22 protein-coding genes and 2 tRNA genes are annotated in these 23,712 nt (G+C 57.6%); 11 read left to right on the top strand and 13 right to left on the bottom strand.

Annotated features, from left to right (window positions below):
* Positions 1-159: 159 nt before the first annotated feature.
* Positions 160-942 carry an indole-3-glycerol phosphate synthase TrpC gene (gene trpC, locus SFX18_18375; GenBank protein MDX1965116.1) on the bottom strand — a complete coding sequence of 261 codons (783 nt, stop codon included), beginning with the start codon at positions 940-942 and terminating at the stop codon, positions 160-162.
* Between the two features lie 207 nt (positions 943-1,149).
* Positions 1,150-1,377: a hypothetical protein gene (locus SFX18_18370; GenBank protein MDX1965115.1), complete on the bottom strand. Its 228-nt coding sequence runs from the start codon at positions 1,375-1,377 to the stop codon at positions 1,150-1,152.
* Between the two features lie 218 nt (positions 1,378-1,595).
* Between SFX18_18370 and SFX18_18365 the strand changes: the two genes are divergently transcribed.
* The 4 genes from SFX18_18365 (at position 1,596) to SFX18_18350 (ending at position 4,669) form a co-directional block, all read left to right on the top strand.
* Positions 1,596-1,832: a DUF433 domain-containing protein gene (locus SFX18_18365; protein ID MDX1965114.1), complete on the top strand. Its 237-nt coding sequence runs from the start codon at positions 1,596-1,598 to the stop codon at positions 1,830-1,832.
* Positions 1,829-2,188 (top strand): DUF5615 family PIN-like protein, encoded by a 360-nt coding sequence (locus SFX18_18360; protein MDX1965113.1) that lies wholly within the window; start codon positions 1,829-1,831, stop codon positions 2,186-2,188. The genes SFX18_18365 and SFX18_18360 overlap by 4 nt, the downstream gene beginning before the upstream one ends.
* 217 nt (positions 2,189-2,405) lie before the next feature.
* Positions 2,406-3,509, top strand: a complete 1,104-nt coding sequence (locus SFX18_18355) for a hypothetical protein (GenBank protein ID MDX1965112.1) — start codon at positions 2,406-2,408, stop codon at positions 3,507-3,509.
* 308 nt (positions 3,510-3,817) lie between these two features.
* Complete coding sequence (locus SFX18_18350) at positions 3,818-4,669, top strand: glutamate--tRNA ligase family protein (protein MDX1965111.1); 852 nt, start codon at positions 3,818-3,820, stop codon at positions 4,667-4,669.
* A gap of 382 nt (positions 4,670-5,051) precedes the next feature.
* Here SFX18_18350 and SFX18_18345 read toward each other — a convergent pair whose 3' ends face one another.
* From SFX18_18345 to fhcD, 3 genes are all read right to left on the bottom strand, one after another.
* Positions 5,052-6,260 carry an FIST N-terminal domain-containing protein gene (locus SFX18_18345; protein ID MDX1965110.1) on the bottom strand — a complete coding sequence of 403 codons (1,209 nt, stop codon included), beginning with the start codon at positions 6,258-6,260 and terminating at the stop codon, positions 5,052-5,054.
* A 161-nt stretch (positions 6,261-6,421) separates the two neighbouring features.
* Complete coding sequence (locus SFX18_18340) at positions 6,422-7,819, bottom strand: sigma-54 dependent transcriptional regulator (GenBank protein MDX1965109.1); 1,398 nt, start codon at positions 7,817-7,819, stop codon at positions 6,422-6,424.
* A 117-nt stretch (positions 7,820-7,936) separates the two neighbouring features.
* Positions 7,937-8,836: a formylmethanofuran--tetrahydromethanopterin N-formyltransferase gene (gene fhcD / locus SFX18_18335; GenBank protein MDX1965108.1), complete on the bottom strand. Its 900-nt coding sequence runs from the start codon at positions 8,834-8,836 to the stop codon at positions 7,937-7,939.
* Positions 8,837-8,938: 102 nt separating this feature from the next.
* Between fhcD and SFX18_18330 the strand changes: the two genes are divergently transcribed.
* The 3 genes from SFX18_18330 (at position 8,939) to SFX18_18320 (ending at position 12,315) form a co-directional block, all read left to right on the top strand.
* Positions 8,939-9,865, top strand: a complete 927-nt coding sequence (locus tag SFX18_18330) for an aminotransferase class IV (GenBank protein MDX1965107.1) — start codon at positions 8,939-8,941, stop codon at positions 9,863-9,865.
* A 270-nt stretch (positions 9,866-10,135) separates the two neighbouring features.
* Entirely contained in the window at positions 10,136-11,284 is a 1,149-nt protein-coding gene (locus SFX18_18325) for a pilus assembly protein TadG-related protein (GenBank protein ID MDX1965106.1), read from the top strand.
* The gene (locus tag SFX18_18320) at positions 11,239-12,315 is read left to right on the top strand and encodes a vWA domain-containing protein (GenBank protein MDX1965105.1); all 1,077 of its coding nucleotides are present in this window, start codon (positions 11,239-11,241) and stop codon (positions 12,313-12,315) included. The genes SFX18_18325 and SFX18_18320 overlap by 46 nt, the downstream gene beginning before the upstream one ends.
* A 611-nt stretch (positions 12,316-12,926) precedes the next feature.
* Here the strand turns inward: SFX18_18320 and SFX18_18315 are convergent.
* Complete coding sequence (locus SFX18_18315; protein MDX1965104.1) at positions 12,927-14,771, bottom strand: S41 family peptidase; 1,845 nt, start codon at positions 14,769-14,771, stop codon at positions 12,927-12,929.
* 584 nt (positions 14,772-15,355) lie between these two features.
* Here SFX18_18315 and SFX18_18310 point away from each other — a divergent pair.
* A complete protein-coding gene (locus tag SFX18_18310) occupies positions 15,356-15,781 on the top strand; it encodes an Rrf2 family transcriptional regulator (protein MDX1965103.1) in 426 nt (141 codons plus the stop codon).
* Positions 15,782-15,820: 39 nt separating this feature from the next.
* On the opposite strand, the gene SFX18_18305 is transcribed toward SFX18_18310, so the two are convergent.
* Positions 15,821-16,474 carry a hypothetical protein gene (locus SFX18_18305; GenBank protein MDX1965102.1) on the bottom strand — a complete coding sequence of 218 codons (654 nt, stop codon included), beginning with the start codon at positions 16,472-16,474 and terminating at the stop codon, positions 15,821-15,823.
* 109 nt (positions 16,475-16,583) lie between these two features.
* Positions 16,584-16,916 (bottom strand): hypothetical protein, encoded by a 333-nt coding sequence (locus SFX18_18300; protein ID MDX1965101.1) that lies wholly within the window; start codon positions 16,914-16,916, stop codon positions 16,584-16,586.
* Positions 16,917-17,387: 471 nt separating this feature from the next.
* Between SFX18_18300 and SFX18_18295 the strand changes: the two genes are divergently transcribed.
* Positions 17,388-17,459, top strand: a tRNA-Cys gene (locus tag SFX18_18295).
* A gap of 1,457 nt (positions 17,460-18,916) precedes the next feature.
* Here SFX18_18295 and SFX18_18290 read toward each other — a convergent pair.
* The 5 genes from SFX18_18290 to SFX18_18270 form a co-directional block, all read right to left on the bottom strand.
* A complete protein-coding gene (locus tag SFX18_18290) occupies positions 18,917-19,783 on the bottom strand; it encodes a DUF1376 domain-containing protein (protein MDX1965100.1) in 867 nt (288 codons plus the stop codon).
* Complete coding sequence (locus SFX18_18285; protein MDX1965099.1) at positions 19,780-20,355, bottom strand: hypothetical protein; 576 nt, start codon at positions 20,353-20,355, stop codon at positions 19,780-19,782. The genes SFX18_18290 and SFX18_18285 overlap by 4 nt, the downstream gene beginning before the upstream one ends.
* The gene (locus tag SFX18_18280; GenBank protein ID MDX1965098.1) at positions 20,352-20,657 is read right to left on the bottom strand and encodes a helix-turn-helix domain-containing protein; all 306 of its coding nucleotides are present in this window, start codon (positions 20,655-20,657) and stop codon (positions 20,352-20,354) included. Before SFX18_18280 ends, SFX18_18285 begins: the two co-directional genes overlap by 4 nt.
* A 299-nt stretch (positions 20,658-20,956) precedes the next feature.
* Complete coding sequence (locus SFX18_18275; protein MDX1965097.1) at positions 20,957-21,598, bottom strand: hypothetical protein; 642 nt, start codon at positions 21,596-21,598, stop codon at positions 20,957-20,959.
* Between the two features lie 348 nt (positions 21,599-21,946).
* Entirely contained in the window at positions 21,947-22,171 is a 225-nt protein-coding gene (locus tag SFX18_18270; protein MDX1965096.1) for a hypothetical protein, read from the bottom strand.
* Positions 22,172-22,402: 231 nt separating this feature from the next.
* On the opposite strand from SFX18_18270, the gene SFX18_18265 reads away from it, so the two are divergent.
* A tRNA-Ser gene (locus SFX18_18265) sits at positions 22,403-22,459 on the top strand.
* A gap of 160 nt (positions 22,460-22,619) precedes the next feature.
* A complete protein-coding gene (locus SFX18_18260) occupies positions 22,620-23,690 on the top strand; it encodes an LCCL domain-containing protein (GenBank protein MDX1965095.1) in 1,071 nt (356 codons plus the stop codon).
* The last annotated feature ends 22 nt before the right edge of the window (positions 23,691-23,712 follow it).

Below are 23,712 nucleotides of genomic sequence, written 5' to 3'. Positions count from 1 at the left end.
CATTTTAAAAGACGGGAACACAGATGCTGCGGATTTTACAGATTTTCACGGATCGGCTTCTCAAATTTCTAATTTCAAGTTGAAGCCACGCAATGCGGATGTTTGCTTCTCTTTGAAATCCCCAGTCCCCTTCTTGTCTTAGCGGTTGAGGACTTGGCATTAGCCACTTTCTAACAGTCCCCGCACCGCCGCCGCCAGATCCGGCTGGCGGAGCAGGCTCTCGCCGACCAGCATCGCATCCACGCGGGCCGCGATCAGTTGCTCCACGTCGGCGCGGGTCTTGATGCCGCTTTCGGCGACAAATACGCATTGGTCGGGGACCCGGGGGCGCAACCGCAGCGCATGGCCCAGGTCGGTGACCATGGTTCGCAAATTACGGTTATTGACGCCGATTAGCGTGGCTCCCGCGTCAAAGACCCGCTGCAGATTCTCCGCGTCATAAATCTCCACCAGCGGCGTCATCCCCAAATCCACAATTAGATTGTGCAGCGAACGCAGGTCGCAATCGTCCAGACATTCAGCAATCAGTAGTACGGCGTCGGCTCCCGCCGCGCGGGCTTCGTAGACTTGATACGGATCAATGATAAAATCCTTGCGCAGCACGGGTAGCGCGACCCCCCGCTTGACCGCTGTCAGGTCCTCCAGCGACCCCTGAAAGTACCGCGCGTCGGTCAGCACGCTCAGGCAGCTCGCCCCCGCGGACTCATACACCCGGGCAATCGCCACCGGGTCCAGGTCTGGCCTGATCAAACCGGCGGAGGGGCTCGCGCGCTTGACCTCGGCAATTAGCTTGATCCCCCCCGGCTGGGCGAGCGGCTGAAAAAAATTTCGCACCGGCGGCGCATCGGCCAACCCAGCTTGGATCTGGACCAGCGGTGTTTGGGCGCGCGCGGCGGCGACTTCGGCGCGTTTATGGGCGACAATTTCCGCAAGAATATCCATACGACTAATTTACGCGGATCGGCGCGTTCCCGCCAGCGATCTATAGGGAAATCTGGCAAAATACAACATGTAACTGTTTGGACGTTTACGGCACAGCAACCGTGGGCTAGCGCCCAACGGCTGATTTGACACTAACTGCGTAAATCATCTGCCGCCACGCGCTAGCGTCCGGTTTAATACTCTTAATCTTGCTTACGGAATACGCTACTACCAACCACGCCACGACCACGGATGCGCCCCGGGCGCGGGCTGCACCGGGATGCGCTGACCGTTGGGCAGGCGGTAACCGGGATATTTGCGTTTGACGGCGTTTAATGGTTCAAAGCCCAGGCGATCCATCTCGCGACCAAAGTGGGTGAACATTTCCACCGCCGGGGCGTTTTGCACGAGGCTACAAAAGAGCGCCGCCGCCAGGAATACGCGTGAAAATTTCATGGTCGCCTCCAGGGGAATATTTGATAAATTTAAGGTTGCGGACGGGGGGGCTTTGAATCATCCCGGTTCGCACATTCACTCCACAAGGATGCGCGGTAAAATGCCCCAGGGCAAGGAAAGATGTGGCGTTTTGGCAACATTTTTGGTCCGCAGGGTCCGCCCAGGCGGTATAATAGAATTAACCTCAACTGTATACCCTTTAATGTAGAAAGGTCACAATGAATTGGCAGTCGCATATCGCCTTTGATCCCGCAATTTGTCAGGGTCAAGCATGCATACGTGGCACCAGGATCCCAATCAGTGTGATTCTTGACAATTTGGCCGCAGGTTTGGACCAACGGGAAATCCTACAAAGTTATCCGGCTTTATCATCCCAAGATTTGGCGGCGGCGTTGAGTTATGCCGCCGAACTAGCCCAGGAACGTATCGTGACCCTACCGCAGGGTGTGGGATGATCTTGAAATTCAAAATTGTCGAAAATTTACCCGTGGAAGTTGCCAGCGAACTTAAGAATGCAGGCCATGATGCGGTTACTGTAGGTGAGCAGGCTCTTTCTGGCATGTCAGACATGGTTATCGCACAAGTTTGCCAGCTAGAGCAAAGGGTTGTGGTCTCATTTGATCAAGATTTCGCGGAAATAAGACGTTTTCCACCAAAAGATTATTCAGGAATTATCGTATTCCGACTAGTTCGACAAGATAAGCAGAATTGCTTGTTAAATCTACGTAAAATTATCCCCTTATTTGAGACTGAGCCTTTGGTAGGGAAAACTTGGATTGTGCAAGAATCTCGCATTAGAATTCGTGGTTAAACTGTAATCAAAGTTAGTCGCCTTTGATTTTATTGATAAATGCACTCCTGGTTTCTTGTTTTACCCCTTTACTTTTCATGCTGCACGTGTGTTAACGTTTTTGAATATTATACTCGTTATTTTTTTAGTCGCTGGGATAATATCCCTGGGATCAATATACATATCATTACGCGGGACCACGCTGCTCTACGCTTGGGCGTGGGGAATCCTCTCTGGCGTGGCGATCACGATTGGCCACGGAGTGAGCCTATACCAGCTATGTACGAGCGGGATAACGGCCGAAAACCTAGATGCCGCCGGGCCGGTACGGTTTTTGATGGTGGCGACCACATTCTTGCCCGCGATGGCCATCCTGGGGGCCAAACGCCCCCAGCACGGAGCGTGGCAACTGATTGTGCTGACCCTGTGGGTCACGTTGATCTGGCCCGCGCTCGAATCGCTGCTGTTGGGTTGGACCTGGGAACTGCACCGTCAACCGGTCCGCGGCGGTTTTGTGGTGATTCTCTTGGTAGTGCAACTGAGCAACTGGCTGCCGACGCGATATTTAGGGCCGGTGGCACTATTAACAGCCGCCCAGACGATATTGCTGTGGCCGCAGCTCCCCTGGTCGGGGGGAGCGCGCTTGGGCGAGTGGGATTGGCCGCTGGGGGTGGGGTGCCTGGGTATGGTTCCGTTGCTGATTCGGACACAAATCACAAAGCCGCCGATGGCATCGGCGGAAAAACAGACACCTGGCTTGACACAGCGTGCTGCGCTTACCCTGGAAGCGAATGTCGACGCAAAGGCATCCCGAGATTTCACACCTGATAGGTTTGACCTGGCCGCACTGGCCAATACCCGTTATGCCGCGGCGTGGCGAGAGTTTCGTGATCTGTACGGGGTAGTCTGGGGGTTGCGCGTGCAAGAACGAATCAACGAAGTCGCGCGGCTACAACACTGGGGCCTGGAACTAACCTGGGCGGGCTTTGTGCCGGTGGAGGAGCCAGCGCGGGAACAATTGCATCCGCAACCAGGGCTAAATGCCTATGGTCGTATAATTAACGATGAACCAGTACCTGACCAAGCCACCGTGGCCGCTGCCCCGTCGCGTGATAAAAAAGTTGTCGCGCAGCCGCCCCCAGCGGAAACATTACACCAAATCCAACAGGCCTGGGAAACAATCTGGAGACGGTTTGTGAGTGCGCGGTGGATTGAGGAACGGGTGGGGCTGTTCCATAATAGTTCTATTGCCAATACCTTTGGCAAAGCAACGGTGTTGCGAAGTACAGAAGAGATACTGACACATACGCGCGAGGATCGCGAGGAATGGGATGACCGCTGATTTATCGTGCTACCAACGTGGCCATTCGTTTGTTACAGTAACAATTGATTATCAGTCAATTCAAACAAGCATTGCTCATTAAATTTTCTGTCAAAAGAAAAAATGCCTCCCCAATATCAATGCATGCAACCGATCCCGCCGGTGCCGGTGGAGTATTCTGGGAAATGGATCGCATGGGATTCCACGCATAGGGAGATATTGGCATCCCATCCAGAATTTCTCGCGCTGTGGAATTTAATTCAACAAATGCAACTTAAAGACGCAGTGTTTGAAAAAATTCCCAGGGCTGATGCGCGCTACATTGGCAGATGATGACTCTCCCCTACCGCGGCCGGATCGCCCCCACGCCCAGCGGCGATTTGCACCTGGGTCATGGGCGTACCTTTTGGACTGCGTTTTCCCGCGCGCGGGCAGCCGGGGGGACGCTGATTTTGCGGATGGAAGATCTGGATCAGGCCCGCTGCCGCCCGGAATACGCGACGGGTGCAATCGCCGATTTGCGGGCGATTGGCATCGACTGGTCCGAGGGGCCGGATGTCGGCGGGCCGGATGGCCCTTACACGCAAAGTGAACGGGGAGCGTGGTATCAGCGGGTGTGGCAACTGTTGCAGGCCACGGGGACGATTTATCCCAGTCCGCATTCGCGGCGGGACGTGGCCGCGGCGCTCTCCGCGCCCCATGAACCAGAGGGACCCGCCCCCGACGACGAAGAACCGATTTTTCCCCCCCGTCTGCGGCCTGTAACTGGCACGGGCGTTGAATGCACAGAGCCAGGGCAGGTTAATTGGCGGTTTCGCGTGCCGGACGGACGGCGAATCGAGTTTGTGGATTTATGCCAAGGGGCGACCGCGCGCGTGGCGGGCGTGGATTTTGGAGATTTTCTGGTCTGGCGCAAGGATGGCTTTCCTAGTTATGAACTGGCGGTGGTGGCGGACGATCACGCCATGCATATCACCGAAGTTGTGCGCGGCGCGGATCTCTTGACCAGCACCGCCCGGCAAATCCTGCTGTACGAGGCATTAGGCTGGCCGACTCCGGCATGGTACCACTGCCCCTTGGTCCTGGATGAACGGGGCCAACGCCTGGCAAAGCGGCACGCCGCGCTGTCGCTGCGCAGCTTGCTCGAGCGCGGAGAGGGGGACAAGGTGTGGCAAGCATGAGAACTCAAAACGCGCGGAGATCGGGGCCACAAAGCCACCGATGGCATCGGCGGTGGGCATGGGGAACTGCGTCAGCCGGATCTAGAATTGGCTACGCTTGCTGAATTGATTGATTGAATTTTATCGTTCTTTTATTTTCAATTATGCCACTTCGATAACACACTTATGACAACCTCTTTGGCCGCTGGTTGAGCGCGGTACCAGCGCAAAGCGGCTCACGCAATTCCATGATATGCTTACTACCATATCGTGGTTGCGTTTTGGCATGATGACCCAACTATTTTTCACGTCTTGGACAATATAAAAGCCAACTTATTATTCACAGGAAATCGCATCCCTGTACCTAAGTATTCCGGCGACATTGTCCCACGGCAAGCAAACATTATTTTGCCCCTGGTTGCAATGACGCTTCTTCCAACGCTTCAAACAACACCGCGCTGGCCGTATAGCCATGCAGGTAATTCCCCCCGCATACCGGGCCGATCTCTCCGGCGGCAAAAAAACCAGCCAAGGGCAACTCTCCCCACTGCCGCGCCAGGGCCTGCGCGTCGTGATGCGGTTCGGCAAACAGCCGTTGTCCCCGTCCGTTGCAAGTAAACAACAATGCCCCCGCGTTTCTGCCCGCGGAGAGCGCGATGGGCCGTAGCAATTCCCGCAAATCTTCGCTGGCGGTTTCCGCGTCCCGCACATGAAATTGCATCGTTTGTCCCACCCGGGCGTCATCCCCGATGGCGATCATGCCGCTTTTGGGATCGGCCCCCACAACGCCCCGCACGAGAAAGTCCCCCCGGCGAAATTCATCGCGGTATTCGCTCATGGCCAGGCCCACATGCAGGCCGCTACGTAACAGTTCGCGGTCGGCCTCGGGCAAGGATTCAAAAATTTCGCGCAACTGTAGCATGGCGGGGCGCCCCCCCAGTTCAAAGATGACATTTCGCTCGGCTTTGGTAATGATCCAGGGACGGCCAATTGGTCGGCAACCTTGGGAGACGACGCTGCGGATGCGCACTCCCCCGGCCAACCAGACGCCGACCGCCCCGCTAGGCAGGATTTCATCTTGAAAGAGCAAACGATTTTGCCCGGGCCCCTGCCCCCCGCTTGCCATACCGCCATGCACAGGCAAACGCGGCGCCTCTTTTTGTAGGTGTTCCAGCAAGTAATCCGCCGGAAAACTGTAAGGCTCGCCCAAGATTAACAATTGGCCGCCATCTTGCTGGGCGGGGAGCCAGTCGGGCGGTTGCGCGGTTAACCGGGGACCGTCGGGCGTGGCCGTAAATTGCCAGTGCACGGGTATTACCCGAGTGGCGGGTAAACAGGCGACCCAGGCTGCTAGCGCCGGTCCCGATTCGATTTCTTTTCCGGTGGCGACCAGTGACTCGGCGGTACAACCCAGCAAGACCGCCTGGGGAAAAGCCCGGCGAAATTCCCCGCTTACCCGCGCAAGAAAGGGCAGATATTCGGGAGTGGCAAAGACCATGGCTAAATGCGCGGGTTGGGCTAGTTGCTCTAAGAGCCGCCCCGCGACCGTCGAGATCGCGCGGGATAGGTCGGGATCGGTGCTGCTGGCGGAGGCAAAAGCGGCGGGTGGCATGGCACAAGGGCTTTCAGAAAAAATCAAGGGAGTGAAATCAAGGTGGCAACAATGTAAGGGATAAGTCGTCGGACGCTAGCCAATGGTTGGAGCGGCAAAAACCGAGGGTTAGCTCGCCATGGCTGATCCGACCTATTCAAATCCATCGCTTTGAGACAGCACTAGCGAAAATCCTCTGGTTCGAGGGCATGATTTTTTAAAAGGCGATATAAAGTTCCCCGGGGCAGTTTGGCCTCGCGCGCGGCGGCGGGGACATCCCCGTGGTGCCGCGCTAACAGATCGCTTAAGTATTGCAACTCATACCGGGCCACATGTTGGTCCCGCAAGGCAAAATATCCCTGCGGCTTATCACTGACCGCCTCCCCCCGGGTTCCCGCCGCCACGACAATCTCATCCGGCAAATCATCCACCTCGATCTTGTTCCCTTGCGTCAACGCCAGCGCTCGCCGAATGGCGTTTTGCAATTCGCGGATATTGCCCGGCCAGGGATATTGCTTGAGCACTTGATAGGCCTCGGGCGAAAAGCCGGTGATCATCCGCCCTGTCTCGCGGGCGTGTTTGTGTAAAAAGTACTCCGCCAACAGACCCAGGTCATCCCCCCGCTGGCACAAGGGGGGCAGGTCAATCCGCACGACATTAACCCGATAATACAAATCCTGGCGAAATTGTCCCTGCCGGATCATGGCATCCAAATCGCGGGAAGTCGCGGCAATCACCCGCAGGTCCACATCCAACTCTTCCCGGCCTCCCACGCGGCGAATCTTGCGCTCTTGCAAGGCGCGTAACAGCTTGGCCTGGAGCGGCAGGGGGAGCTCGCCCAATTCATCCAAAAAGATCGTCCCGCCGTCGGCAAATTCCAATAACCCGATCCGCCGCGCCTCCGCGCCGGTAAACGCTCCCCGTTCGTGGCCAAAAAGCTCGCTTTCGATCAGGTTTTCGGGAATGGCGCCGCAATCAATCGGCACAAAGGGCTGCGCGGCGCGGGGGCTGCGGCGGTGGATAGCGCGGGCGATCAGTTCCTTGCCGGTCCCCGTGGGGCCGAGGATCAACACATCCACCGAGCTGCCGGTCAGCCGTTCGATCGTGCCAAATACTTTTTGCATCGGGGGACTGGCCCCGATAATGTCGGAAAAACCAGCATACGTACGCTCGACTTGGCGCCGCAATAAGCGGTTTTCAGCATCACGGCGGCGGTCCCGCAGAACGCGTTCTACCGCCGCGACCAGATCCTCTTCCCCTACGGGAAAAGCCAAATAATCCGCCGCCCCGCGCCGCAGGCATTGGGTCGCCTCGGGAACGCTGGGAGTTTCATCCAAGATGATGACCGGCTGCGCGGGGTCGCTGGCCAGCGCTTGCCCCAGTAATTCCAACGCGTCAAAAGTTGGCGGCGCGTGGGTGGCAATGATCAAGTCGCAGGGGGTGTCCGCCGCAAGACGCAGCGCCTCCGTGGTGCTAGGGGCATGGACCCACTCGACGCGGAGTACCCGTTGCAATTCCTCGCGCGGCAGGGACAGCCCCGCGGGAGAACATACCAAAATTCGTGCCGGTCGCTTGGCCACCGCGGCATTCTCCCCACAACGACCGCCTAAGATCGTAAAAACATGTCTGTAATGTAGGGCCTGGAACGAAAAAGTGCAATTCGGGGAGCGGTTTGTCAGCGACAAATCCGCCCGAACCTAGGGATGATATTCCGCCAGCAATTGACGGAGATGAAAATGAAATTTGCCCAGGTTCCCGCCGTAATTTCCCGCACTCAGGGCGACCACATCCGGTAGGGCTCCCGCCCGCAGGGCCGTGGCCATGGCCCGGCCCACGCTGGTTTCGTCCACCCCATCAAACACAATTTCACAGGCGTGGTTGGCCGCGGGATGCAACCGAGAAGCGACCCTGCCGCGCAACGTCGGGCAAAACGCCTCCGCCGTGCTGGCCCGCAGCTTTTGATACCTGGAACCAACCTTGCTGCCGCTACGGGCGGCTCCGCCGGGAAAAGGAGTGATCACGCCCGGAAGCTCGGCTACCGCCTGGACCGCCTGGCGAACGGCGGCCAGGACCGTCGCTTGTTGGTCGGCTTGGATAATAATGTTTCCCCCGCCAATCCCTTTTTCCACCCCGACCGACTCCACGCACAGGAATTCCCCATCCATGACGGGGATCCGCCAATAGCGCGTGCTGGCAATTTGCTTGCTTTTTTGAAATCCATCTCCAAAAAAACGGAGCATCTGGCCCAGGGGGATGCGTTCGGCGCTCTCGGGCAAGCCATCATAAACGGCGGTGCTGGGACAGGTCATCAGGCACTGGCCGGCTCGTTTAACCAGTGCTGCCCCCAGGGCGGCGGTGGAAAAGCCAAAGAAGAGCAGGGCAACCGCGGGTCGGCCATCCGGCGACTGGTCGGCGGGGAGCCGTCGTTCCGGGCCAGCCTCCGCATCGCAGGCAATAATCGAACAGGCGTAACCCGTCACGGCGCGCGTGGCGGCTGCCAGCCAGTAATCGTCCGCGGCGGTCACAATCAGCCGGGCATAACGCAGGCGAAAGGCTTCGGCGTAAGTGTCGTCGATCCAGGTCGAGCCTAACTGCATATGCCAAGGGGGCGCGGAAGGGGTGAGCAATGCCAATATCGGAGGGGCCGCAAAATTCGCGCGACCCTCCCGCATTGTACAAAGCGGAGTTAGGATAGCGATATGCGCACTCCCCTGGCATATCAAAATGGCATGTTTTTGCCCGCAAACCAAGTCTCCATCCCCCTCACGGATGCCGGATTTGTCCTGGGCGTGACAATTAGCGAGCAACTGCGCACTTTTCGGGGAAGTTTGTTTCGACCGGCCCAGCATTGGCGGCGGCTGGCGCGCTCGTTGGAAATCGCGGGGATGACATCGCCACTCCCCCTGGAAGAAATCGACCGGGCCGCGGAGGAATTGGCCAAATATAATTACGCGCTCCTGGAAAACGGCGATGATCTGGGCTTGGCGGTGGCGATCACGCCGGGAACGCTGCCATCCTTTGCCCGCGCGGGGCAGACCGGGCCAACCGTCAATATCCACACGTTTCCCCTGGCATTTGACCGCTGGAGTAACGCCTACCGCGACGGCGTTCGCTTAAGAACCACTCCGTATCGCCAGGTTAGCCCCGCTAACTGGCCCGCCGAGTTAAAATGCCGCAGCCGGATGCATTACCATCTGGCGGATCAGTCCGCCGCAACCGCCGAGCAAGGCGCGCGGGCGTTGCTGCTCGACGAATTTGGCCAAGTCAATGAAACTTCCAGCGCAAATGTCCTGGTGGTGCGGGGACCGCGCGTCATTAGCCCCCCCCGAGCGCGAATCCTGCGGGGCATTTCCTGGGAAGTGACGGCGGAATTAGTCACCGCCGCAGGTTGGGTGTTTGAGGACCGGCCGATCGAGCTAGAGGAGTTGCAAGCCGCCGAGGAAGTGCTATTGACCAGCACTCCATTTGGAATATTGCCGGCGGTGAGCTGCAACGGACAGGCCATTGGCACAGGCCAGCCAGGCCCGGTCTTTGGAGAGTTGCTGGGGGCCTGGTCTGAATTAACCGGGGTGGATTTGGCCAGCCAGGCCGCGCGGATGAGCAAACCGGAGAACTGGCAAAGCTGAACGTGAAATCCGGAAAGAAACTTAAAACAAGAAGTTTGAAACTAACTTATTGGAAATCTGAATGCCCCGCAACGACCGCTGCCAATTTTAACGATTTTGTCGTTTTTGCGAGCTTGGGAATTTTTTTGTCGGTTTCGGCATCGATAAGCCTTTCTTTAAATTTGCGTCCCGGCCAAATCTATCCCACAGTTTCTAAACGCGGGAACAGAGGTTTCTTTGTCTGGAAATCTCTGCGCGCGGTCCCCGACCGCCTAGCACAAGGGCTGAGATATGCTATTGGAACGTTTACACAAACACCGTCGCCGGGCCGCCACGCTGGTTCTAACTGCGGTGATGATGATCGTGCTGCTGAGCATGGTCGCGCTGAGTATTGACTGCGGTTATGTGGTGCTGGTCCGCACCCAATTGCAGAACGCCGCCGATTCCGCCGCGTTGGCGGCTTCGTTTGAGATAGGCCGCCCCTTGGCGGATGCCGTGGCCAAGGCCCAGGAATATGGCGCGTTTCACAATGCGGCCGGGCGATCCGTGCAAATAGGGGGCTCTGATGTCGAGTTTGGTATTTGGGACCATGACGCCCGCACCTTTGTCCCGACCGGTTCCACGGCCAATGCCGTCCGGGTGACCGCCCGGTGTGATAGCTCTACGGGAGGCGAGGCGGGTCTTTTCTTTGCCCGGATCTTTGGTCGAAACTCTGTCGCCCTCCAGGCCAGCGCGGTCGCCTCTGCTATGCCGCGGGATATCGCCTTTGTGGTTGATCTCAGCGGCTCGATGAATGACGATGCCGAACCCGCCTGGGCGACTTCCCTGGTCAACGCCACCTATGGCGGAGTGGGGAACGCCGTCATGCAAAAAATGTTTACAGATTTAAACTTTGGCAGCTATCCCGGCACCCTGCAATATGTGGGAGCCCCCCTGGGCGTTAGCGCGAATCAGTATGCTTATGCCCAAATGACCAGCAATAATGGCCCCTTGGCCAACCCCGCGATGAACGGCTATTACCGGATTAACCCCAATGATTCCGAAGCCCTCCGCCGTACCAAGGCGTATCGCTGGATTATTGACAACCAACTGGCGGTGATCATGCCCAATGCCACCCCCACCCCCAACAGCAATAGTAATTTTCAATATTGGTCCGCTTATCTGGATTACATGATCTGGGCGGTGTGGATAGACGAACCGGATCCCAATGCCCCGCCCCCTCCTCCGCCGCCACCCCCCCGCCGCCGAATCCCAACCCGAAACCCAAGCCGAATCCAAATCCCAACCCCAATCCAAAGCCCAAGCCGAATCCGAATCCACCCCCCCCTCCGCCCCCCCCGCCTCCGCCCCCCCCGCCGGCGGGACCCTATCGGCTGGAAGAGCGTACGCGGCATTTGGCGGAAAATAGCGCGGCGACAGCAATTCCTGTCACGCAGGTAGCTTATGGAAGTGGCGCGGTCCGCGCGGCCGCGCGGTTGTCTAGCGGCGTTGTCGCGGCCAGTTATCCCACCGTTCCGCCGTACAAGCGCAACTGGTGCCCCCCCATTTCCACGACCCGAAGGCTGGAACGCCGCTTAAACAATCCCAATTCGTCCAACTGGCCTAGCGCGAACGCCAGCGCGATTTGGAACTACAAAAATAAACTGGGATATCTGACCTATCTGCAGTTCATGCTGGATTTTGGCAAGGATATGAAGCCGGATGGGAGCAACGTTTTTACCCCGCTCTCCACGAGCAGTCCCAACTGCGTCCAACATAGCGAAGGAACCGCCGGGGGAACATTTAATTTTCCCGCCAGCGCCCAACCCGAGCATGCCGCCCGACGGTCGTTGATCGCCGCCCTGGCCACGATCAAGGAACGGAATGATCCCATCCCCAATGTCAATTACCGCGATCATGTCACGTTGATCACTTTTGACAATCTCAGCGGAGGGGACGCGGCGGTCATACAACCGCTCACCAGCAATTATAACAACGTCATGCAAAGCTCGTCGCAGCTGCAAGCGGTCAATGACGACGGTTACAGCACCGCAACCGAAGCCGGAATGATAACCGCGTTCCAAACCATCAAGCCCGTCTCGAAAGGAGGGACCGGCCGCGAACGGACCAGCAAGGTCGTGGTGCTGCTAACCGACGGTGTACCCAACCTGTATCGCACACCCCAGTCCACGATTGACAATTATCGCACCAACAACCCTAGTGGCGAGTTTTATAACAACTATGCCTACTGGTACGACGCGCCCCTGATGCAGACCGCCCAAATGAAAGGGGAAAAGTGGGATGTTTACCCCGTTGGGCTAGGCGTGGCGGCGGATTATGCCTTTTTGGATAAAATGGCGCGGATTGGCGGGACAGCCGACGCGGCTGGCCAAGCCCCCCGGGGGACCGGCGACCCGGCGGCCTACGAAGCGGTGCTAACGGACATCTTTCGCGAGATTATCCTTAAGCCGCGCACGCAATTGGTGCAGTAGAATATTCCCCCCTGCTGGTAAATAACATCGCATCCCCCCCACTCCCTGGGGGGCTTGCATTGTACTCCTCTCACTCCGTGAGAGGGGTTTTGTTTTGTACTCCTCTCACTCCGTGAGAGAATCTTTCAATGTACTCCTCTCACTCTGTGAGAGCGGCTATGATTAGTACTCCCCTCACTCCGTGAGAGAATCTGATTAAGAGAATTATACCGCCACGCGGTTATGGACCTCTGCCCCTGCATTACCACGCGGCAACTAACCTGGAAACACCGCAAGCCATCGCATCCACCCGCAACGCGGTTGTGTCACGCGGAAATAAATCAGCAATGTTTGGAGTCTGATATAATACACGCGGGTCCCTGGCTCACGCTGCGGGCTAATCGGCTATGCGGGTCCCTGGCTGACGTTGCGGGATATTTGACGCTGCGGGCTGAGCGGCAAAGTGTCCCTTGCTCACGCTGCGGGCTGAGCGGCATCCCGTGGGCGAGTGCCCGGCTGATCCGTCCAACTAAAGTCCCTATCTTTGCCACAGCACACTAGCCGCGCTCTGCGCTAATAGAATACTTAGACCAGGAAAGTGCGGGGCAAGCGCGTTATTACGGGGAAATGGCCTAACGCGCCGCGACGTTTTTGCGGGTGACTTGTAACGCGGCGGAAATGACGGGATCATTGGCGTTGACAGGGCCATTCTCCGCCGCTGGCTCGTCGCCCGCGGAATCCCCCGGATCACGCAAGCTCAGGCGAATCGCTTGCGAATTGGCGTTTAATTGACCAGCTTGCAAATGCGCGGGGGGAGTGGGATTAGCCAGGATCACGCCGGTCGGCACCGGGGAAGAGATCGTCAGGCCGCTTTCCGCGGGAAGTAGGGGTTTGGCCGCCGCCCGGACCTCGATCGCGGGTTCAACACCAATTTTGCTGTAGGGTTTGCCCAGGGGAGAATAAAACTTGGCCGTGGTAAGGCGAATGCCGGTGTTGCCGACATTCAAGGGAAAGATTCCCTGGACCGAGCCTTTACCAAAACTGCGCACACCAATAATGGTCGCTCGCTGATGGTCGCGCATCGCCCCGGCAAAAATTTCGCTCGCGCTTGCGCTGTCGCCATCGATCAAAACAACCAAGGGCACTTTCCAGGTCCCCGGCTTATTGGCGGTGTATATAAAGTCTTCTTGTGGATTGCGGCCGCGGGTGGAGACAATCGTCCCTTGTTCTAAAAAGCGATCCGCCGCCTCGACGCTGGCGGTCAGCAGACCCCCGGGATTTCCCCGCAAATCGATAATCAGGCTTTTCATTCCCTGGCGATGCAAGTCCCAAAGTGCCCGATCCAAGTCGCTGGCGGTCGTCTTTTGAAAGGCGGTCAGTTTGCAGTAAGCCGTGCCGCTGGACCGGTCCAAAATGTGGGCTTGTTCAATGCTGGGAACTTCCACTTGTTCGCGGCGCACCTGTAACTGACGTGCGGGTTCTCCTTCCCGTTCAATCACCAGTGTGACCAGGCTCCCTTCGATGCCCTGAAGCAAATCCGCGGCCTTGTCGGTGGAAAGGGTTGTCGTGGACTGGCCATCCACCGCGGAAATCCGGTCGCCACGTTGTAAACCGGCCCGCTCGGCGGGGCTGTTGACAATCACACTGACAATAACCAACTGTTTGCCTATGGCCTTTAATTCCACCCCTAATCCCACAAAGTTGCCGTCAATCTGCGAATAAAGGTCGTTGAGCTGGGAATTTGTCAAAAAGCTGGAATACTCGTCCAAGGAGCCGATCGCGCCGCAGGTGAATTCCAGGATGATCGACGGGGCGGAAAGTGCCAGCCGCTGTTGGCCCAGACGGGCGATTTGCTTGACCAGTTGGACCGCCTCGGTCCGGTCACGCGCTCCGCGCTGCGTGATTTGCCTGGCTTCCGCTAGAAACTGCCGCAACTGCTGGTCATCCCGCCCGGTCAAATGCGCATCGCTAAAACCAGGATTATACAGGGCCACCCCCAACGCCCGCGTGCCACGCTCCACCACCTGGGTCCAGTTGGGTTGCGTGACATAATGGGCAAAGATACGGGCTAGCACCTGCTGGTAAAGCTCCAGGGCTTCGGCTTCTTCCAGGCTTAAAAGCGAATTGCGAAAACTGCTATCGGCATAACGACGGGAAAGGTCGTAATGGATCCGCGTGACATCCAGCCGCTCCGCGATGGCGGTCTGCTGGGGATAAACACGCAGGGCATCTTCATAGAGGGTCAGCGCTTCTCCCCAGCGATATTCAGCCTCTAGCTGGGATCCACGGCGCAACACACCCTCCACCTCGGCGGTGACAGGGGGGGGCAATTTTTGCGGCGCGGGGGCTAGTTGGCCCGGCTTGGAGGCGGCGGGGGCCGAAATCAAGACCTGGCCCGAGGCTGTGAAGCTTGGCCACAACCCCGCCAAAATCAGCGCACAACTTATTCTCAGGCAGAAGGCCCAACCACGCAACATGAGTCAATCCCACAGTGGAAAACGCAAGGAAGGGCGGGTGACGCCTTCCATGGCATCCGACCGTTGGAACGGGATTGGCAAACTTCCTGGCACTCCCGGTGATTAACACCACCAAAGATGCAAGTTGCACGCCAATGCGGCACATCTGTTCACTGTGCGTGACTTTTTTTGGGCGAATATCCGTAGCCAGAGTCGCCCGCAAAAAATTCCACACCCAGACAAGCCATAGGTAATATAGGTTGCAAAGCCGCCGCCGTCAAAAAAGCATGCTGATTTTTTGCCTCATTTCATCGCTATAACCGCTGTTTTCCGGTCAAATTATGCCTGGCATAGCTAATATAGGGTTTGCAAAGTCACCTCTAAAAAAGCTGATGCCGGCCCTGTTGTGTGTGCCCCTCTTTTTTATCCAAGGGCGAACTGGCGGCAATTTTCTTGGGACCTGCGCAGGTCGTCCTTGTAAAAAATGACCCAACAGCAGGTTCAAATCTACAATTTGCCAAGTTTCCGCTAGCGAAAGTTTACCTGACAGCTAAACTTAATTGAGGGAGATTGTTTGGTAGCTAAATGATATTTTTTGAAGCCCGATGAAACTATTTGCCAAAACCGAATATGCCTGCGTTGCCATGATGGAATTGGCCATGGCCGCCAACCGGGGTGAACCGCTGCGAATTCGGGACATAGCGACGCAGCAGGGGATACCCGCGAGATTCTTGGTGCAGATTTTATTACAGCTAAAGGGTGCCGGCCTAGTCGTCAGTACCCGTGGAGCGGCGGGGGGATATCAATTGGCCCTCCCCGCCGAAAAAATCACCCTTTGGCAGGTCATCCAGGCTGTGGAGGGAAATGATCCCGTGCAATCTTCCACCCCCCATGCCACGCCGGTGAATCGCGTGATCCTCAACGTTTGGCGCGAACTGAACGAAAAGGAGGCTCAGTTGCTAAGCGCGCTGACGATTGCCAAATTGGTCGAAAAATCCCAAAGCGAGCGGGAAGAAATGTACTATATCTAAAATTAAACCATCTGTGCCGGGGGGCGTTTTACCAATCCGCTAAAACTGCTTTTCCATGGGAAAATCCCGCAGCATGGCAAGCTCGGTGGTTAATTGTTCTTTTTGCCAATTTAGCCAATATTGCACGCGGCTTTGCCAGGGAAACCGCAGCAGCACCGCCAAGAGCGACAGAAACGCGCCCCCTAACAAAATTGGATTCCCGTCAAACATATAAGCCACTCCCGCCACAAAGCCCGCCCCCTCTGGCAGGGCCGCGCCGATGATCGTGCTGGCTTGATAGGCGTCTAATAGCCGGCTTTCTTGTTGTGGAGAAAGCTCACGGTTTTCCCCCGCTGTTGACCCGCCGCGAATTTCCCGCGCTAGCGTGCGGCGGATCGCGCTGCCGATCATCATCGGCATGGCCAAACCTAAGGATATTTGCAACGGCACAATGATCAAAGCCACCATGCTCAGCGGGGAGAGGCCCATCAATCCTGCCGGGGGTGGGGCCGCCTGGGCTTGCGCGGGTTGGTCATCATCCCAGGCCGGGCGGGGAGCGCCGATCTGGTCGGGGCGCCGGTTGGCCTGTATCACCCCCACAACGACTAAAAATCCCAACAGCCCACTTGCCAAGGCCGCCACCAAGATTTGCCAAACGAGCACACGCTTGGCCAGAGTGTTGCCCACGTCGGAGGAGGTAGTGGCGGCGGCCATGTGTGGCGATTCCCGCTAGGGAAAATGCAAGATGGGCAAAGGGACAATTCACCCCGCGTATGGCAATAAGTTGCCCACGGAGGAATTCGCCCATCTTACCACAGCCGACCTAGGCCGCAATCCGGCTGGTCCGGATAACTCGTTCTTGCTTGAGCAACTGACCGAGGACAATTTGCGTCAGGCTTTCCAGAGATAATTCCAGGATCAACGGGGCGAGTTGATCAGCAATCGTGGAGTGCGCTAGTCGCTGGGAAATCTCGGTCCTTACCAGACCGCCAACCTTGGACCGCACATAACCCCGTGCTTGTGGAAAGGTCATGCTGGACACACGGGGAGTCACCAGGCAGAGTGCCGCGGAATGCACACGCTGGGTTACTTCCTGGGCGAGGGGAGCGGCGATCTGGCGAAGTTTGACTGGGGACAGGCGGTTAAATAGTGACATGCGACAGCCTTCCTGTGGCAAAAATGTCCTAGAAGCGAAAAAACGGCACTTAAAATCAGGGCCGTGTTTTTCTTGGGGGGGATATTAGCTTTATCGTCCGCCACAGCGGCAAGGCTCTAGCCTAGTCCTGGCCTACAATTTCCCCGTAAAAGCGGCCTAATTTAACAGTTAAGGGATCAACGGCAATTGCCGCGCGATGGGAAAATTTTTTTAACGCGGCTATGGCGTAAATTGCCTATTTTTACAACTGTGGGGGTTATGCGAATAATTCTGTAAATTCCGCCAGTGAACTTGGCGATACAATACCTTGTCTTCCTTATTCCCGCATCACACGGGAAAAACACCGTTTCCCGGGGCCACCTATCTTGACCGAGCGGCAAGGTTTTCCTAAGTTACGGTGAAGGGTTGGGGGCGGAATCCGGGGTTTCATTGATTTGACCCCCTCGCTCATCCCATCCCGCCTGATTCAATGGGTCCGTCGCCAAGTGGCTAAGGCCGCGGATTGCAAATCCGCTATCGTGGGTTCGACTCCCACCGGACCCTATGCTTAAAAACCCCGCATTTTCCGCACTATTTGTGAGTTTCGGGGGGGTCGCGGTTGTTAAGTAAATAATTTCTGATTCCGGCGGTTTCCGGTCGTTTCCGGGGCTTAATGGTGCGCATTTTGGTGCGCTTTTTTTTGCGGCGTCGGGACCCGGTTGCCGGACCCGGTCAAGGGTCTCCGTTGTGGTCATCGTGTAGTGCCTCATACTGACCGCGACACTATGCCCGATCCAGGCACTGACCGCATGTTGGGGGCAGGTCTCCGCCCACTCGGTTTCACAACTTCGGCGCAGAGTTTGCAGTAGGTCATCCCAAGGGGCAATCCCAGCCGCCAAAATAAATTTCTCCAGGTTCCGGTGAATCCCCCAGTGGGGCAAGGTCACAATCGCGGTAGCCCCCTCTGGCGCTGCGTCAAACGCAATTTGCAACAACGCTAGCAATTCTGGCCGAATGGGCACGATCCGCGTTTTGCCGGTCTTGGGGGCGGCCACCGTCAGCAGGGATTTTTCCCAATTCACGTTCTGCCAGGTGATGCTATGAGTTTCACTGGGGCAACGTAGTCCCGCCCACCGCGCCAGCGCAAAGACAAGTTTCCATTGGGTCGTGGGGCATTGCTGGAGGATCGCGTCAGCCTGCAGGGGTGTCACATACGTGGTACGCTCCGCCGCCACCGAAGCGCTTTTCAGGATGGCAAAGGGGTTTTTGGCAATCAGGTCTCGTTCCACCGCGTCGGCAAAGATGCTCTTGGCGTTGCGGCAATGCGTCCGCACGGTCGCCTCTGACAACGTCGCGGCGTTGTGCTTGCTCCGCCCTACTTTTTGCTGGAGCAACCAAGCCCGCCAACTTTTTGCGGCGTCGGCATTGAGAGCGTCGATCCGAATTTCCTTGCCAAAGTAGGCGGTCAAGCGCGTTATCGAATCTTGCAACCGGTCTAGGCTTCGCGGCTTCAGTTCCGCTTGGCGTTGCTCGATATGCCGCTCCAGCCACTCGGCCAGCGTCGGGGCCAATTTGTGCTGGGGAGTTCGCCGGTATTCACACAGCCCTTTGGCGGCAATGCGGTCATGGAACTTATCCGACAATCCGGCCAGCCACTCCGCCGCTTCGGCGCTCATGGTTTGGTTTAAGGCGCGGTAGACGGCCAGAATTTCAATCCAGCGGCAAAACTTTTCCCCCAGTTCGATCCCGGCTTTGCCCAGGTGAATTCGCAGTTCACGCTGTTTGTCGTGGGGGTCGGTGAACTTGACGGCCAGCGGGGGATTCTTCCCCTTGGCCAGGCGTACTAAACTTGCCATGCGTGCAACTCCCTTGAAAAAAAGGTCGCTTGTGAGTTGGCGGGGACGTGGTCGGTCGCTCGTTGCGCTAGCTGTCCCGCGTCTTGTATTTACAACGGGCAAACCGGGGACACAAGCGCGAATTCCGGGGTGTATGGGATCCCCGTGGATTTTTCGCGGTAGGGGTCATCCCGTGAGGTTTTCGCGTAATAGCGTTTTCACTACTTTTTGGCGGGCAGCCAGCAACTCGGCATCCGGCGCAAGTTGAGTTGCTCCCAATAATGAACTTGGGTCGATCCCGGCCAGGCACTGCGCCAGTGTCTGGCCGGTAGTCTCCCTCAATTTGTTGTCCAGGCAGCGCCGGAAATAGCCGGGTCGATTCTGGCGCATGCCAGCCAGGGCAGCGGCAATTGAATCTTGCATAGCATGCTCCGAGATTCCGCCAGCATCTACCGCCGCGCCGATCCTTGCCCAGAGTTTCACCCCGTTGCTGTCGGTAGGGCGAATCTTACGCGCTAGCTCAAAGGCGTAGCCGCTCAGGTTCCGAATTTGAATTTCTAAGGTCAGTTCAGAATCAGATTTCCGCCGCGGCTTCTGAATCTGACCAGAATATGAATACAGAGACAGAGTCTGATTCTGAATCTGAGTCTGAATGGTTGCGTCGGGGTCAACCGCCGGATCAACCCCCGGGTTATTCCCCGGATCAACCCCCGGGTTATCCCCGGGGTCAACCGCCGGGTTCCGATTTTGTTGGCGGGCTTTGACCGCCAGCTTGCTTTTTCGGCTTTGAAGGGCGCTGTACTCCGCCTGTTTGGCGCGGACTTTTTCCAGCCGCTCATTGGTAAGCATGCCGTCACACTCCACAAACTTAGCCCGGACCGCCGGGGGAATGGGGCAGCCGACTAATTGCGCGGCTCTGTCAGCCGGTAGGGGACCAAGGTTCCAGGCGTGGCACAGCAGCCGGATATAGATTCCGACTTCGTCGTTGGTCATCAGCGCTGTTCCACCCAAAAAATCCGAAGCGTACAGCAGATATGCGGGGGGCTTGGTCACGGGCCACCCCCGGTGGCAGCGCCACAGTCGGGGTCGGGGCGGTCGGGGTGCGCGGCCAGCCACCGCCGCGCGGCGTCGGCATCGACCAGCCGCCATAGTCGCATGGGTCGGGCGTGGGCCTCTGCCCGGCGGGAGGTGGCATACCCGTCCGCGCGGATGATCCCGGCATCGGCCAGCGGGGTAGGGACCGCACCCAGACAGCGGGGATCGATCCCGTGGGGTAGCTCCACCGCCGCGCGCACGTCATCGGCGGTCACGGTCTCCGCCCCCGCCAGCAGCGCCGTCAGCAGGGCGCGGCGGCCGCGCAGGATGTAGACGGAGCGCCGCGCCTCCAGCAGGCGGTGCGCGGCGTCGCGGCGTCTCTCCCCACTGGGGGGCAGGGGTGGCGGCGGCGGGGGTGGCATGGTCGCGGGTGGCAGGGGCGTCGGCGGCGTAGTCGCCGCATGCCACCCAGGCAGGTATGGGGTATCATGGATCATGGATGGAGTCTCGGTTTGGCGCGGCGGTCGGGGTAGTAGCCACCGCCGCGCGGATGGATGGATATGGGTCACGGTCGCGCTGCGCGGGGTCATCCCGCGCGGCGTGGCTCGGCCAGTGTGGCGAGCGTGGGGATGGTCGGGGACGTGGCGCGGGCCAGGTCACGGGCGTATGGCGTGAGATTGCGCCCGCGCGCGGCCAGCCAGGCATCGACCGCCGCGACGGGGTAACGGATCGCTCCCCCGGGCAGCGTCAGATACGGCAGCCCATGCCGCGCACGCCAGGCATGCAGAGTGCGGGGCGTCACTCTGGCCAGCCGGGCCAGGTCGCGGGTCGTGTACGCCGGGGCAGCCAGCAGCCGATCATCCACCGCCGGTCGATCATGGGTCGTGGTCATTTTATTGACTCCTTTATTTTCGGCGTTGCCGTCTTTTCGTCGTCAGAGCGCGACGAATCAGCATCGCGCTTATTGAGTCGTTGCCCGCTGCGCGTACCGTAGCGCGAAGCATTTTTGAAAGTGTGCGGGCAGACAAAGAATCGAGGGTTTTGGCCATGCCAAAGAATCCCACGCAACACATTTTTCGTGCTGCAAAAGGACGTTAGCCGGACGCGCGTCCGGCTAGAAATAGCTGGAAATTGCGCAATAATTTCAGAATTAAAATATTTTGGCGGAGGTTAGACGGACAATTCGCTGGACTACTCAAAGAGCGATTTGATAGCCGATAATTGGTACAAATATTTGGGTTCGCGTTGTTTACGCTCAGTAACTTCCCGCCACCCGTCGTCATTTCTCATTCGCCAACGATCTAAGGTTTTGCGGGTCGCTTCGGGGTCTTTCTTGTAACGCTTGGCAATGTCGATATGAGTCAAATAAGAATCGGCTTCAATTTTCTCCCCCGCCCCGTTCCCGTCTCCCTTGGGCTTGTCGGGGACCGCGGTCGATTCCGCTTTTTGCTGAGGGGGATGCAACCCCTTTAACTCTTGCAAATGCTTCCAAAATCCCTGCATTGCCGGTTCAATTTCGGCGATATAGACGTGGCAATCCGCCACCGTCATCCGCTTTCCCTTGGGCCAATGCTCAACGATTATATCCAGCCCATTTACCAAGAGTTTCAGCCGATTCAGGGTCGGCTTTGGGTAAGCTAGTGTCGCTATTCGTTGCCTGTTTGGATGAATTAACTCTAGTTGCTCTTTCAACACGGCAAAGAAGTCTACAAATTCCAAGTATTCTATTTCTTTGCCAGCGCGGGACTGGTTGACCAGCCATTCATAATCCTTACAGAAATTATCCGCGATTTGAAAGAATTGTTCCCAGACAATTTCGCCGGCGTTGGTCATGGTCGCTTGGGTCGGGCCGGTCAACCGAATGGGAACAAGCGACTATTCCCATTCGGCTAACCGTGTGCGGTAGCTACTCCGCAAACCCGATGTTCGATGATTTTGGAATGTAAGCCAGTCGGATCGCGCGATCGCTGGCAATTGAAAATCCGAATAACAATAATACCACCCCCGCATTTTCCCTGCAAAAGCGCCCAAAATGCGCTATTGTCTGACCCGCGCCCCTACCACCCCCCCGGGGAAGGACCCAAAGGGGGGGCCTGCCCGGTATGGTCATTCTCCAGGATCGACCAGGAATTGCGCCCGCCGTTCGGATCGAATGCCAGGTCAAACCCCGTGGATCGCATTCTAAATCGATTCCAGGCGTTCCGGGGGGATTCCCGTTATCCGGGCATCATCGGCGGCAACTTGGGCCTGTAGGGCCTCCAGCCAGGCATTGTCGGCGTCCAGGGCGGCCAGCAACTCCGTTAGCCGGGCTTCGTCATCCGCAGCCAACTTGACCAGTTGCGCTTCAAGGGCGGGCTGTTCGGCCTCCAGGTCGGCCAGCAACTTCGTCAGGGCGTCATCGGTCATCGCTTGGTTTCCTCCAGGTGATTGCGGATCATGCCCAGGATGGTGTTTCGCAATCGCTCGGGCAGCAGGGGCCAGAGTGCCGCCAGTTCCCCAACTTCGGATGGATCAACCGCCGGGGTAACGTCGTTTTGACCCTCAAAATGGTGCGCATTTTGGTGCGCTCCGTTTGCCGTGGTCTTGGCGGAATTTGCGTAAGCCGTTACGGCTTCAATGCTTGGCGAAAATTCCGCAGGGGGGTGATTGCGGATTGCAAATCCGCTATCGTGGGTTCGACTCCCACCGGACCCTGTTTCTATTTGCCCAATCTTTCATGGGCCTGACCGGCACGATTGTCACAAGTTGGTAAGAATTTGCTTGCGACGGTCTTTTGGCGGGTTCATAATCCAGAAAAGTCGTGCCGTTATTAAACGGCGCCTCTCGAGAATTTCCGCCCACCATGGAGGCAACAATGCCAGCTCCCGGGAACTCCCCTCGATTGATTGCCAAGTATAGCTGGGTAATGTCAATTTTGACGGTTTGGTGTTATGGCTGGACTCTGGCAGCGTTTGGCCAACAAATATTCCTTGCTCCAGTCGCCGAGGATCCATTTGGCGAGCCGCAAGTTCAACGACCGGCGGTACCGTCAGCGGAATCAAAACCAGAGGGTGAACTGGCCATTCCGCCCCCGGCGGCGGTGGCTGGCCAGTTGCGCGCGTCGTTTGCGGATCAGGGCCAGCTTACCTTGCATCTCTTGGATGAAAAATTGGAGTTAGAGACCCCGTTTGGGACGTTGGCGATTCCCGTGGCGGAGATACGGCAGATAGAGTTTGGCCTGCGGATCACCCCCGCGATCCAGGAAAAGCTGAGCGCGGCCTTGGCCAACCTGGCCAGCGAAAACTTTAACAAACGGGAAGCGGGGGGGAAGACCCTGTTGGAACTAGGAGCAGCGGCATATCCTGACCTGGTTAAGCTGTGTCACTCCCCCGACGCCGAGACCGCCACCCGCGCCAAGGAACTTATCGCCAAACTGGAAGAGACGCTGCCCGCCTCCCGGTTGCAGCCGCGCGCTAACGACGTGGTAACAACGGGGGACTCGATCATCACGGGAAAAATAAAGGCGGAAACGTTCAAAGTCCGCACGTCGCAATTTGGCGAGCAAGAGTTGAAATTGGCCGATCTGCGGCGGTTGAGCACGCGGGGCCTCGAAGGGCGGGAGATTCCGCGGGATGTCACGGATGATCCGGGAAATTTGGTGCAATTTCAGCAGCAGATCGGTAAAACCCTGTATTTTAAAGTGACGGGGCAAGCGCAGGGGTATATCTGGGGGACGGGGTCATACACCACCGACAGCCGCCTGGCCACGGCGGCGATCCACGCGGGAGCGCTGCGCGATGGGGAGACGGGCGTGGTCAAAGTAAAAATTGTTCCCTCGCCGGCGCAGTTTATCGGCTCGACCCAGAATGGAGTCAGCAGCTATCCCTATCCGCAATACACGGCCGCCTACCAGGTGTCCAAAGTGCGCGGTAACAGCGATGAGTAATTGCGAGGGGGGCATAAACTGG

The organism is Pirellulales bacterium (genome assembly GCA_033762255.1).
Classification (GTDB): domain Bacteria; phylum Planctomycetota; class Planctomycetia; order Pirellulales; family JALHPA01; genus JANRLT01.
This window is presented reverse-complemented; position numbering and strand designations above follow the sequence as displayed.

Coding starts and splice junctions, on each gene's coding strand:
- SFX18_18350 (MDX1965111.1), top strand. CDS start 3,818: ATGATGACTCTCCCCTACCGCGGCCGGATCGCCCCCACGCCCAGCGGC.
- fhcD (MDX1965108.1), bottom strand. CDS start 8,836: ATGCAGTTAGGCTCGACCTGGATCGACGACACTTACGCCGAAGCCTTT.
- SFX18_18275 (MDX1965097.1), bottom strand. CDS start 21,598: ATGACCAACGCCGGCGAAATTGTCTGGGAACAATTCTTTCAAATCGCG.
- SFX18_18365 (MDX1965114.1), top strand. CDS start 1,596: ATGAATTGGCAGTCGCATATCGCCTTTGATCCCGCAATTTGTCAGGGT.
- SFX18_18325 (MDX1965106.1), top strand. CDS start 10,136: ATGCTATTGGAACGTTTACACAAACACCGTCGCCGGGCCGCCACGCTG.
- SFX18_18270 (MDX1965096.1), bottom strand. CDS start 22,171: ATGACCGATGACGCCCTGACGAAGTTGCTGGCCGACCTGGAGGCCGAA.
- SFX18_18370 (MDX1965115.1), bottom strand. CDS start 1,377: ATGAAATTTTCACGCGTATTCCTGGCGGCGGCGCTCTTTTGTAGCCTC.
- SFX18_18260 (MDX1965095.1), top strand. CDS start 22,620: ATGCCAGCTCCCGGGAACTCCCCTCGATTGATTGCCAAGTATAGCTGG.
- SFX18_18310 (MDX1965103.1), top strand. CDS start 15,356: ATGAAACTATTTGCCAAAACCGAATATGCCTGCGTTGCCATGATGGAA.
- SFX18_18330 (MDX1965107.1), top strand. CDS start 8,939: ATGCGCACTCCCCTGGCATATCAAAATGGCATGTTTTTGCCCGCAAAC.
- trpC (MDX1965116.1), bottom strand. CDS start 942: ATGGATATTCTTGCGGAAATTGTCGCCCATAAACGCGCCGAAGTCGCC.
- SFX18_18305 (MDX1965102.1), bottom strand. CDS start 16,474: ATGGCCGCCGCCACTACCTCCTCCGACGTGGGCAACACTCTGGCCAAG.
- SFX18_18300 (MDX1965101.1), bottom strand. CDS start 16,916: ATGTCACTATTTAACCGCCTGTCCCCAGTCAAACTTCGCCAGATCGCC.
- SFX18_18285 (MDX1965099.1), bottom strand. CDS start 20,355: ATGACCCCGCGCAGCGCGACCGTGACCCATATCCATCCATCCGCGCGG.
- SFX18_18360 (MDX1965113.1), top strand. CDS start 1,829: ATGATCTTGAAATTCAAAATTGTCGAAAATTTACCCGTGGAAGTTGCC.
- SFX18_18345 (MDX1965110.1), bottom strand. CDS start 6,260: ATGCCACCCGCCGCTTTTGCCTCCGCCAGCAGCACCGATCCCGACCTA.
- SFX18_18280 (MDX1965098.1), bottom strand. CDS start 20,657: ATGACCACGACCCATGATCGACCGGCGGTGGATGATCGGCTGCTGGCT.
- SFX18_18315 (MDX1965104.1), bottom strand. CDS start 14,771: ATGTTGCGTGGTTGGGCCTTCTGCCTGAGAATAAGTTGTGCGCTGATT.